This window comes from Xenorhabdus sp. KK7.4, from assembly GCF_963876465.1.
In the GTDB taxonomy this organism is placed as follows: Bacteria; Pseudomonadota; Gammaproteobacteria; order Enterobacterales; family Enterobacteriaceae; genus Xenorhabdus; species Xenorhabdus stockiae.
In genome coordinates this window covers 12,010-24,931 of sequence record NZ_CAWNQF010000001.1, presented here as the reverse complement: position 1 = coordinate 24,931, position 12,922 = coordinate 12,010, and the positions used below count along the sequence as shown (strand labels likewise).

Here is a 12,922-nt window from a genome sequence, read left to right as displayed (position 1 = left end):
TTACTTACTCTTTGTTATAGCACTCAGGCAGTTTGTAACCTTCTGGTATTTTTGACCATTCGCCTGTCCGAAGTAATGACTCAGCATCTTCTACAATAGCATCAAAGAAACTCGTTAAACTCATTGCATGAGTTCGTAATATTAACAATGCCGATTGCATCGCTAACTCATCCCCTTTTTTTCTGGCTTGTGACAATATAACCACTTGTGATTTAAAAAGTTGCAAATACCTTTCAAAATTCTGCTCAAGTGATTCTTTATAATCGATAAATAAATTATCGTAATCCACAGGTTCCGTGGATTTTTCGTCAAATAGGGAGATGAAGTTTTCCTTCATATCATCCAAAAATTCATCATGCGTCATTTCAATCTCCGGCCTTCTTTTAGAGCAGCTTCTGTTTTTGATTGGTTATATGAACCATCAAGATTTAACACCACCTTGGCTTTTCCTCTGCTATCAAAAACCTCCAAGTGATTTTTATGGTCACCATCTAAATAAAATTTATCGCCTTTTTTGATATATTCACCAACCTTACCTGAGGCCTGATACACACTTTGGCCTTGATAAATTTGGTTGGTTTTCTGCGAATTTTTCTTAGTTTCGCTACCAAAGCCTGCTTGTCCAAAGAACTCCCCCATATTTCCAACAGCCCCCTGATTAGGTTGATAAGGCTGTTTACCTTTCGCCGCCAGATAGGCTAAGTCATCAATACTGGGCTGTTCAGGTACTGGCGTTGTTAATATATTACCGCCAGTATTGGGTTTACCTGCATTATTCCCTGTATGAGTGGCCCCAGTATTAATTTGACCATCATTGTTACCCGTGTGATTCGGTCCCGTATTCACCTGGCCACTGTTATTACCGGTATGATGTGGCAAGATTTCAGGTAACTGATTTCCCCCCGTATTCGTTGGTAGGTTTAAATTCCCGGCTGCACTCACTGCTGCATGATGCAGTCGATACGTTTCCAATACAGCCCTTATCAGGTTTTCATTGCCCGCTGGATCAACAATCGCAAGACGAATAGCATTACGTTGTTGTTCATCCAAACCATTCAAGAATCCTTGTGCCTCCGCTTCAGTTAATCTCAATTCACTCATAAGTATTTGAGGTGCGGTCAGGGTAACCGGTGCACCTATGGTATTTGGTCTGATTAACCACCAGGCCGCTCTGAGTAAATTATTATTGTCTACCGCATTCTTCGCCGTCTGCGCCCCATCAATCCCACCTGCCGTGGAGTTCGTGGCCAGTCCTGCTGCGATCCCGCCGGCTAAGGTAGACAGGTTACTGATTTTTTCCTTTTCATCCGGGGTCAGTTCATTGAATTTCTTGCCCGGATACAGGGCATGGGCGATTGCCGATGCCGCCAGTTCACCACCGACCGCCCCTGTCGCGCCCGCTATGGCTGAACCGCTTTTCATTTCAGCAATAACACCGCCCAGTATCGCGTGCGCCAATAGGTTGGTGGCTTTCTGCTCCGGCGTGAGTTTTTCATACCCGGTGTTGCCGTAGGTCGCGGCTTTCACCGCATTGGCCAGATACGGTGCGGCCCCGCCGGCCATCGCCGCCTTGATATCGCCCCCCGCCAGTCCCTGAAGGACCGAGACAACTGCCGAAACCGCCTGACGGCGATTACCGCCAATATCGGCCCCCTGTTTCTGGAGAGCCTCATTGTAAGCCAGTTGATAGGTCCGGTCTGCCAGTGCCTCAGCGGTGACGGGCACGTTTTCCTGCTCCAGTTGTTTTCTGGCCTGTGCTTTCCAGTGTTGCTGGTTTTGCGGGTTTTTCAAGTCAGCGGTGGCTTTTTGAGTGGCTGCAATGGCTTCCTGAGTATTGTAAATATCCAGCACCTGTGTGCCGATATTGGCGATGGCCTGCGCCTGTGCCAGCCGTTGCTGCTCTTTCTCCTTATCGAAAATGGGGGCGAGACTGTTGGCCGCGTTTTCCGGGTCACGGCGGAGACTGTTCACATCCTGGTGCTGTTTTCCGCTGTCACGGACAATCAGCGTGCCTTCACTCACCGCCGCCTGCGTGGTGGACGTTTTGCTGCCCTGATTGCCGGTGCCGGAAAGCATATTCGAGGCCATGTTCGACACCAACTGGTTGCCGACGGCCCCGCCTGTGCTCATCCCGGTACTTTGCTGTTCGGTCTTAAATGCTGCTTTATTCTGAATATCCCCAAAGCCCAGTGTGCCCGTTTCCAGCCGGTTCTTATCTTTGCCGGCCGTGCTGGCCATCACAGCCCCGTCCAACTGGGTATGGTTCCCCACCTGAATATCAAACCCGCCCTGCCCGGCAAAAATCCCAGTCTGCTCTTTGACGGATTGATAGTCGCTGTCCATTTTTTCCCGGCTGGCGTTGGCACTGGCAGACCCTGTCATCGAACCGTAGGTGAAGCTCGCCCCGGCACTGACGTTCTGCTGTTTGCTGTGGTAGTTGTCCCTATCCTGTTCACTCGCCAGATGCAGGTTACGGCCCACATTGGCCGTGACTTTATTACCGCTCACCTGCGCCCCTTTCAGCAAGGTATCCTGTCCGGCATTCAGGGCTACCTGATTGCCCGCTGTGAACTGGGTTTCCGTATGGGTGAGCGTATCCCCGGTTTCATGTCCTTTACCGGTATTGACCCCAGCCGAGAATTTCAGGCCGGTGCCACCCTGCCCGGCGGTGAGGCCAAGCCCGATATTGCCGCCTTTACTGCTGTTCTGCCCCCGGAGCGTCTGGGTATTTTCCGCTGAGGTCAGGGCGATGTCCCGGTTCGCTGTCAGGGTGATATCCTGCCCGGCGTTCAGGGTACTGCCCTGTGCCTGAATATCCCCGCTGGCGCGGGGTTTTTCTGTTTCGCCGGTGGCCGTGATACGGATATCCTGCCCGGCATTCAGGGTACTGCCCTGTGCCACCGTCTGTGCTCGCTGGGTTTCCGATTTCGACGACTGGCTGCCCAGCGACAGTTGTACCCCGACCACATCGGTGGATTTCTCTGCCTTGCCGCCTGCCTGATTGATTGCCTCTGCTTTGGCAGACTGCGCTTCGCTCAACTGCCACGCCTGAAGCGCCTGTGCCCCGGATAAGGTGGCTTGGGTGTTTTTCAGCGCCTGTAGCCGGCGGTCCTGATTATTCTTGCTGTCCCGCGCCTCCTGGGCCGTTTGGACGGCGGTATTCAAGGCGCTGCCCACCGTGCCGCCGAGTGAAACAGTCAGGCCACTTTGCTGCTGTTCCGTTTGACTGACCGCCGTATGGCGGTTCTGCACGGCAGTCATGGCCACGTCCTGACCCTGAACAGACAGATTTTTCCCCGCAACGATGTCACTACCCTGTATCGTCACCTGCTTTTTCGCCCTCAGATCCACATGACCATCACTGCTGCCGACGGTGCTGCCCCTGTGTAACAGATCTTCACGGGCACTGGACTGTTTCATTGACTGGCTGCCGATCATAAAACCAATTCCCCCCGTGCCCATCAGACCGGATTTTTTCTCTTCCTGACGGGACAGTTCACGGTTATGCTCCTGTGCGGTTGTGACGGTCAAATGGCGGTCAGTCCTGATGTCCACATCCTGTGTTCCGATCACATTACTGCCGCCAATCAGGACATCCTGACCGGCCTGCATAGTCACCGACTCCCCGCTCAGTTGGCTACTCAGGGCCTGCTGGCGATCAAACTGGTGTTGCGTAGTGGTTGTGCCGGAAGCCAGCCAGCTGTTGCTGCCTTTTACTTTCAGGTATTCATCGTGACGCTGCTGTTGCTCACCCGCCAGTAAACGGATATCCCGGCCCGCGTTGGCGTGTAAGCGATCACCGGCGGTGACCTCCCCGGCTTTCAGCGACATATCCCGCCCGGCACGCAGCTCAACCTGTCCCGCACCGTCGATCACGGTACCGACATCCTGTGATGCATGTCGGGTAATACGGTTATTGCTGCTGAAGATCACCTGCTCATCCTGCGCGGTTTTCACGGCCCCCAGTTCGATATCCCGGCCCGCGTTCAGCTGTATCTGGCTGTTTTGATGCTGTGCCGTCAGTTGCGCCGCCGTCAGTTTCACATCCTGTCCGGCCTGAAGGCGCAGTTTGCCATCCGCCCCTTCCACATAAATCCCGGCCTGATGATTGACATAAGTGTCGCCATACCGGCTGCTCCCGGCCCGTTGCTCACCCGAACGGGTCGTACTGGCAATATCAATATTGCGGTTAGCCTGTATACGGAGGTCATTGGCGGTCACCACTCCGCCGCGCTGGATCACATCCGTACGGGCCTGCAATGACACTTTATCGCCTTGCAGAGACCCGCCCTGATGACGGATAGTGTCAGCCAGCACATGGAGTTGCTGCCCGGTCACGTTTCCCTGATTGAGCCAGTTACCGCTGAGCTGCATATTCACCTGCTGACCGCTCATTAATGCCCCGCTACCATCCAGCTGGCTGCCCTGAGTACGCACATAAACCTGCGGGGCTAACACCATTTGCTGACTGCCGTCTGGTAATCTCACCGGGGTTTTCACCAGCCACACCATGTTTTCCGTTAACCGGGCCATTTGGCCTGCGCTGAGCGCCACACCGGGAGTCAGATTAAACGCCTTCTGGGCACGGATACCAGCATTCATCAACGCCTTAAACTGCTCTTCATCGTTCTGATACCCCGACAGGTAACGCTGCCCCGTCAAATTGATGATTTGATCCCGGATCAGGCGTTGTTCATAAAAACCATCGCCCAGTCGCTTGTGCATATTATTGTGATCCCAGCGCAGACTGTTCTGCATATAGTCCGTGCCCAGCCAGCGTTTGTATTGCGTGAACCGGGGATCGGTTTCAATCAGTACCTGTGCCTCCGGAACCGGAGGCGGTGTCAGTGAATGACGGCCTGAAGGCGGAGCCAGAGGCAGTTCAGGCTGTTGACTACCTGATGACGGCGTCCGGGTCAGTGGCGTAAGCGATGACAAATCCAGTGCTAACACCGGTTGTGTCTCATCTGTCGGCGCGGTTCGAGTCAGGGTTGAAGACTGACCGTCGGATGATAGATTCAGTTTAAACAGGCTGTTGTTCGGCAAGCGGTAATCCGGCGTTTCCGTGCGTACCCGCCACGGTTTTTCGCCGGCGGAAGCCGGCTGCTGGCTCACCACATCCAGTTGCTGGCCCGGCCGTTGAACGATCTCCGGCGTTTTGGCTTCTCCGCTGACAAAGAACGCCTCAATCTGGCGCTGATCGGCCGGGGCCATCTGCGTAGTGCGTCCCTGATAGTGCCCGGGTGACTGCCCGTTCATCGCTATTTGCCCTTGATTGGCGTCGAGGGTACTGGTTTTTAACTGAATATCCTGTACCTGTGAACGCTGATACGGCTGGGCCTCCCACCCCTGCTTATCGCGGCCCTTTTTCCTGATACGCCAGAACGATTCGACCTGTCCCTGATCGGTGATATGCCGCTGACCCGGCGTTTGGGTATTTTCCACTTCACCGCCGGTGACAGTCAGTGCACCTCCGGCCACAATCTGGCTGTGGTGATTTTTCAGGCGGGGTTGTCCATTCGGTATTTTTGCGGTTTCAAGGGTTAAATTTTTGCCGGCCAGAATTTTCGCCGGATCGGTGGCAGTAACCCGCGATTCCTGTACCGTGCGGGTATAGCTGAGCGTCTGGAACACATCATTATCGGTAGAGCAATGCTCACCGTTGAAACACAGCAGCGCCACTTCCTCACGTCCGATATACATCGGATAATCTTTGGGGTTATAGCGATTGCCACGCATCTGATAGATCACTTCCGGGGTTTGCGACACCAGCGCCAATTCGGTTTCCTGGTGATCATTCACGTTGTTGATCGTGTTCATCGCTAAGCGCATATTCCCGGCGGACTCGATACTGGCACTGAGATTATTTAACAGCCGACCTTGCCCTGTTGGACGTTGCTGGTTATCCAGCCCACCGCCCACGGCCAGCTCACCGTCACTGTAAATCAGACTGTGTGTCTGGTTGTTCAGGGTCTCCACCCCGATATCCAGCCGCTGACGGGCCGCAATAACGGCCGATTGGCTGTTGGCAACGAGGTTTTCATAACGGGTTGCCGGTTTTTTCCCGGTGTTTTTTTGGTTTCTCCATTTTTCCAGCGCATCGACGATCCCGGCCGCCGGCAAGTTATTCAGCGTCTTGGCCTCAATGGCCACCTGATCCCCGTAAATGCGCCCGGAGGCCTGATTGGTCAGGGTATCGGCTTTCAGGATAGTTTTCGTGCCGTCCATCAAACCAGCGTTGTACAAATTCCCCTTGACGAGCCATTGGTGGTGATTGGCTAAAATCTCCCCGGGGGCGTGGTTGGTGAGCTTCGCCGCCCGACCATGCAAGGTATCCGCACTGATCAGGCTGTGGTTAACCACGTCGCCCTGTGTATCTAATTGCAGACGCCCATTGGCAATGGTTTCGCCGGTGTGGATAAAGCCGTTCTGCACGTTTAACGTGATATCCCCCAGTGAATGCAGTTTGCCGTCGCCGGTGGCCGATACCCCACTGACCGACAACGTCTGACCCGCCCGGATGTCTCCTCCGGTATTGGTCAGAGCCAGCCTATCACCCCGGGCGCTCAGGTGCTGATGGGCCTGTAACTGCCCTCTGGTGTTATCCAGAGAATGCGTCAGTGTCAGTGTCGCATTACGCAGCGCCGTGAGTTGCCCCTGACGGTTGTTCAGCCCGCGTCCCGTGAGCGTGACATGCTGGCCGTCAATTCCTTTGTCGGCCCGACGGGTATTGGCATTCTCTATTCTGGCCGCGTTCAGGCGAATATCCCCACCACTGCGTATCAATCCGTCGGTGTTATCAATCTGCTCTGTGGCAGTGGCGTTTAAATGACGCAGGGCCAGTAGATGTCCCTGCGTATTGCGCAGCGTTTGGGCATCAATATCCAGCGTCTGTTCACTCAGCACTTTACCGCCGTGCCGGTTATCCAGTTGCGTGGCACCTAACCGGACGGCAGATTTTCCGTGCAGCATCCCGCCATGATTCGTCAGATCACCACTCCTGACCGTCAGTGTCTGTTGGCTGTCCAATACCCCATCCGTATTATTCAGTCCCTTTCCGCCGGTATCGACCGACAGGGCCTCATCGGCCTGAATACGACCGGACGAGTTATTCAGCGCCAGACTGTGCAGATCCAGCGCCTTTTTCGCCGCCAGCTGGCCTTGTGAGTTATTGACCTGACCGGCCTTGATGTTCAGGCTGTCTGCCGACACGATCACACCCTGCAAATTATCCAACGTGTCGGTTTCCAGCGTCATGGCCTGTTTACTGGTGATACCGTGCTGGCTGCCGCTCTGGCGATTAATGAGTGACTGAGTGTTCAGGGCCAGCGTACCGCCGCTTTGCAGCAGGCCCTGCTCATTATTCAGTGCCGTTGCAGTGAGCGAGGTGGCTTTTCCGCCCAGTATCTGCCCGTCCTGATTAGTAACATAGTTTCCTGTCACGCTCAGGCGATCGTGGCTGCCGATATAACCGGACTGGTTATGGATGTCACCGGTTGTCAGTAGCATCTCGCCCCGGCGGCTGATGAGGCCCGATGCTTGCCCGCTGTCACGGTTATCCAGCGTGTGACCGTGTGTATTGAGACGCAGATGCTGGCCGCTTTGTATCAGGCCATGACGATTCAACACCTCCCCCGTGCTTAAAACCAGATCGTGCTCGGCCACCACCCGGCCCGACTGATTATTCAGCCGCTGTTGTGCCGTCTCAATATCGACTGTGCCGCCCTGGATCTGCCCTTTTTCATTATTAATTCCCTGTGTTTTCAGGCGCAGTATGTGTTGGCCGACAATCCGGCCAGACTGGTTGTCCAACTGAGATGTAGTCAGTTGGATCCCGCCGGTTGAGGACGTGATATGTCCCTGCTGATTATCGATGGACTGGCCCGACAGGTGGATATCGTGGGAAGCCAGCAACTGTCCTGTCTGATTGTTCAGGTGGTTTGCCACCGTCACATCCAGCTGGCCGTCTTCAGCCGCGATGATATAACCCGGTTGGTACGTCAGCGCCTGATTTTCCAGCCCGCTGCCCGGTGAACCTTGTTTCTGGCGGCTCAGTTGATTGTCGGTCAGTGTGCTGTTATTCAGGCTATCCGCACGGAGTGCCACCGACCCGTTGGCGGCAATCCGGCCGCTGGCATTATCCAGCCCCTGCTTCACGTTCAATGACAGTAAGGCATTACCGTGCTGCGTCATCTCCCCCAGACGGTGATCCAGTGACTGAATGTCAGCGGTGATGTGTCGGGCTGAGGTCTGACTTTGCGCCAGCGCGTAATCCCCGCCGGTCAGCGTCAGTTTTCCCCCGGAAAGCAGGCGACTGGCGCGCCCCTGAAACTGTGGTGTCTCAATGGACAACTCGCCAGCACCAGCATGGTGCAATGTGCCTTTTTCACTGGCAATAGTTTGACTTTTCAGGACCAGATCCTGCCCGTTGGCGGTAATCACCCCACCGGTATTGTCAATGCCGTCCTGATGATCCAGTACCAGCGAAGCGTCGCCGGTTTGGGTGATTTTCCCCCGCGTATTTTTTAATTGTCGGCTGTTCAGCACCAGTGTGTCTGCGCTCAGTTCGCCCCGCTGATTGTCAATCAATTCGGGGGCCGTGAGCGTCAGGTTGTGTTGCGCACTGAGTGTGGCCGCCTGTAAGTTCAGTCGCTTTGCTGAGGTCAATTGCAAGTGTTTTGCCCCTGCCTGACTGCCCGACATGTCGATATCATGAGCAGTGACGGCCAAATCATTGTGCGCCAGATGCTGACCGTGTAATGATGCCGCATCGTGGGCACTGATTGTCAGGTGTCCCGGTCGGGTCAGTTTACCTTCATCATCAACCCCTGCGGCCAGTGTACTGCCCGTTTGGCTCATAAAGGTGGTACTTTGGCTGGTCAGGTGACGACCAGACAGCATGTGTCCCTGATTATTGACCTGCTCACGGGTGGTGATGGTGATATCCCGGCCTGCGGCGATATTGCCCTGATTTGTCAGACTGCCCTGATTCTGGAAGGTGGCATCCTTGGACACGGCGATCTTTCCGGGGTTACTCAGATGCCCGTCACTGCGGATCGTCAGCGAGGTGGCCTGTACCAGCCCCTGATTGAGCCAGTCTCCCTGTGTGGTGAAAGTCGCCTCTTCTGAAGCCGCCATGATCCCCAGATTGGTAAGTTTGCCGCGACTATTGAGAGTCAGATTACCCGGCTGGGTCAGTTTGTCATCGTTATCGAGCCCGGCGGCCAGTATCCCTTTTTCGCCGTTATCCAGTGCGGTACTGTGAACTGTCAGGTGCCGACCTGCCTGCATTTTCCCCTGATTACCGAGTTGATCCCGGATAGTCACCGCGAGGTTTTGGCCGGCCCTGATATCGCCCTGATTGTGTAAGCTGTTGTTGTTTAGGAGGTCAACTTCCTCTGACGCCGTTAATATCCCATCATTATTTATGGCTCCCTCAGTCTGGATATTCAGTGTACCCGGTTGAGTCAGTTTGCCTGCTGTATCGACCCCCGCCGCCAATGCGCCGGCTACCTGATTGTCAAAGGTGCTACCGTGGACAGCCAGATGCCGGCCGGCCAACATTTTGCCCGCATTGACAACCTGGCCGGGCGTACGGAGGGTCATATCCCGGTCAGCGGTGATCTCCCCCTGATTGTCCGCCTCTGTCAGGCTCTGAAGGTCGATATCCTCAGACGCGGTTATCCGCCCCTGATTGGTGAACCGACCTCGGCTGTCCATGGTCAGCTGACTGGCTTTATTGACGCCCGCCCGCAGTACCCCGTGCTGCTGATTGTCAACCCCGGCACTTTGGATCGTCAGCCGATGCCCTGCCCGCAGTTTGCCCTGATTGGTGAGTTGATCACGGGCGGTGAGGGCCATGTCTTCTCCGGCCGTGATGTCGCCCTGATTCGCCAACCGTCCCTGATTGGTCAGACTGACCGCTTTTTTCGCGTTTATCACGCCGTGATTAGTCAGGTGCCCGTCACTGCTCACCGTCAGCGCGGTGGCCTGCACCTGCCCCTGATTGAGCCAGTCTCCCTGCGTTGTGAAGGTGGCTGCCCCTGATGCCGCTATCACACCTTTGTTGATGAACGGACCGAAACTGTTGAGAGTCAGCTGTCCCGACTGAGTCTGCGGGCCGTTTTTATCCATGCCAGCGGCCAGTACCCCTTTTTTGCCGTTATCCAGTGTGGCACTGTGGACCGTCAGGTGCCGGTCTGCCCGCATTTTTCCCTGATTACTGAACTGATCACGGATCTTCACTGAGAGGTCACGCCCGGCTGTCATCTCACCCTGATTGTGTAAGGTGTTGTGGTTTTGCAGGGTAATACCCTCTGCTGCCGTTACGAGCCCCTGATTGTTAATCGCTCCCTCAGTCTGGATATTCAGTGTACCCGGCTGAGTCAGTTTGCCTGCTGTATCGACCCCCGCCGCCAATGCGCCGGCTACCTGATTGTCAAAGGTGCTACCGTGGACAGCCAGATGCCGGCCGGCCAACATTTTGCCCGCATTGGTAACCTGCCCGGGTGTACGGAGGGTCATATCCCGGTCAGCGGTGATCTCCCCCTGATTGTCCGCCTCCGTCTGGCTCTGGAGGTCGATATCCTCAGACGCGGTTATCCGCCCCTGATTGGTGAACCGACCTCGGCTGTCCATGGTCAGCTGACTGGCTTTATTGACGCCCGCCCGCAGTACCCCGCTCTTCTGATTGTCAACTCCGGCACTTTGGATCGTCAGCCGATGCCCTGCCCGCAGTTTGCCCTGATTGGTGAGTGAGTCACGGGCGGTGAGGGTCATACCTTCTCCGGCCGTGATGTCGCCCTGATTCGCTAACTGCCCCTGATTGGTCAGACTGACCGCTTTTTTCGCATGTATCACGCCGTGATTAGTCAGGTGTCCGTCACTGCGGACTGTCAGTGATTTAGCCTGTACCTGTCCCTGATTGAGCCAGTCTCCCTGCGTTGTGAAAGTCGCGTCTTCTGAAGCGGCCATTACGCCTTTGTTAGTGAGTGGGCCGTGACTGTCTATAGTCAATTTTCCCGGCTGAGCCAGTCGACCGTCTTTATGCACGCCAGCCATCAGGACGCTTTTTTCTCCGCTATCAAAGGCGGTACTTTGGATAGCCAGATGACGGCCTGACAGTATTTTGCCCTGATTATCGAGCTGATCACGCGCCTGAACCGTCATATCCTGTCCGGCACTTATCTCACCCTGATTCGCTAACCGGCCCTGATTGGTCAGGCTGATGCTTTTTTCGGCACCCATCACACCACTGTTGGTCAGGTGCCCGTCACTGTGGATCGCCAGATCGTGGGCTTGAACTTTACCCTGATTGACAAAATTGCCCTGATTGCGGAGCGTGACTGCGGTAGCGGCAGTGATTGAACCGGTGTTAGTGAGTTTGCCGTTGCTGTCCAGTACCAGCTCCCCGGCCTGTGCGCCCAAATGCCCGGCATTACGCACCCCAACCCCTTGTTCAGTGCCCACCAGTTTGATTTTGTTCGCGTACATCCCGCCAATCGCTGACACATCCAGACTGAATTCAGGTTTTTCCTGTGCTGGGCTGCCTCGTGTCTGGACCACATTCCCCTGAGCATCCACCCGATTTTTCCCGGTTGTCACGGTTAAGTGCCGGGCGTGCAGTTTGGCGTTCATATCTACAGCCCGGGCGATCAGGCGGGTATGATCACTTTGGGTATCATTCAGCCCTTTCCCGTCCACCGTAATCCGGCCGTTATTCACCTCAAAGCCTTTCAGGCGGCCATTCTCCAGCACGGTCTGCCCGGCGGCCAGAGTTGTTTGCTGGGCATTGATAAAACCACAGCCTCGGCAGGTGATCCCGGCGGGGTTCGCAATGATCACATCCGCGCGTTTACCGGCCACTTCGACGAATCCATTCAGTTGGCTGGGATCACGACTGTTCACTTCATTGAGAATGATCTTCGCTTCCCCCTGAGCCAGCCACGGGTTACCGGTAATATGTCCCGCCAGATCTGTCTTGGTATTCACGGCACTGTTATTGAGAATGGCTCCCTTTTGTTCTACATCGAACTGACGGTATTGGTTACGGGAGACCCCATCCGGGTTGGGAGTCTGAATATTGACCTGCGGCACGCCGTTAGCCGATGAAATCACGGTAGGCTGCTCTTTTCCGGGCGCATGAGGGTCGGCCACAATGTTCGCATAGCCCGGCTGGCTGACCAGCCCCAAGGCCAGTGACACACTCAGGATCAACGGCAGCAGGGAAACCCGGCGGGATGAAGGCGAAGTCTGCGCCGAGTTTTCTTCCCGCACCTTTCCGGCGGTATGGCTGTTGGCCAGTTCGGAAACCACCATTAACATTTGTCGGGTTTTACTGAAAATCACGCGATAACAAAGTTTGTTCATAGTGTGAAACCTCTTTCAGGTAAGTCCCGTACAAGGGGATATTTCTGCCACCACTGAGCCGCCTGTTGGCGGCTGACCCCGCGTCCTCTGAACCGGAGCACCTGTGGGCCAAGCCGATCCCCTTTGTGGTACAGGGCACGACAGCAATGGTTGAGCAGAACCTCACGCTGCATTAGCGCCGCCATTTCACGGCTGTGCCCCAACGGGGCCAGCCAGTCCAGGATCCAGAACCGGTTACCGTTGCACAGGGGCAAGGCCCGGCCATCGTCACCGTAGCCGGCATAGTCCAGTGTCAGATACCGTAATTCAGTCTGGGCATTAAACAGGGCAAAACTGAGGTAGAAAATGGGCCGGGCTTGGTGATACACCAGAATATATTGTTCGGTGGTGAGAAAAGGTAAGACCTGCGTCTCCAGCTCTCCCACATAGGCTGACCGCTGTTCGGCAGATTGCATCCACAGGAGCGCCACGGCCCCGAACATTTCGATAGCGTTGGCGGGCTCCCCTAACATCAGCGGAGCATAAACATCATAATCACCAATCCGCATCCTGT

At 55.3% G+C, this 12,922-nt stretch carries 3 protein-coding genes; all 3 read right to left on the bottom strand.

All coding sequences use genetic code 11. The annotated features are described in order from the left end of the window. Positions 1–4: 4 nt before the first annotated feature. The 3 genes from AACS90_RS00060 to AACS90_RS00050 are packed head-to-tail and all read right to left on the bottom strand — an operon-like array spanning position 5 to position 12,917. Positions 5–364 (bottom strand): hypothetical protein, encoded by a 360-nt coding sequence (locus tag AACS90_RS00060; RefSeq protein WP_099119852.1) that lies wholly within the window; start codon positions 362–364, stop codon positions 5–7. Further along, positions 361–12,369 (bottom strand): hemagglutinin repeat-containing protein, encoded by a 12,009-nt coding sequence (locus tag AACS90_RS00055; protein ID WP_099119851.1) that lies wholly within the window; start codon positions 12,367–12,369, stop codon positions 361–363. Before AACS90_RS00055 ends, AACS90_RS00060 begins: the two co-directional genes overlap by 4 nt. After that, on the bottom strand, positions 12,366–12,917 hold the full coding sequence (locus tag AACS90_RS00050; protein ID WP_099119850.1) for a toxin-activating lysine-acyltransferase: 552 nt from the start codon (positions 12,915–12,917) through the stop codon (positions 12,366–12,368). Before AACS90_RS00050 ends, AACS90_RS00055 begins: the two co-directional genes overlap by 4 nt. Positions 12,918–12,922 lie beyond the last annotated feature (5 nt).

Excerpts from the sequence above, each read along its gene's own strand:
- AACS90_RS00055 (WP_099119851.1), bottom strand. The coding sequence starts at position 12,369 with ATGAACAAACTTTGTTATCGCGTGATTTTCAGTAAAACCCGACAAATG.
- AACS90_RS00060 (WP_099119852.1), bottom strand. The coding sequence starts at position 364 with ATGACGCATGATGAATTTTTGGATGATATGAAGGAAAACTTCATCTCC.
- AACS90_RS00050 (WP_099119850.1), bottom strand. The coding sequence starts at position 12,917 with ATGCGGATTGGTGATTATGATGTTTATGCTCCGCTGATGTTAGGGGAG.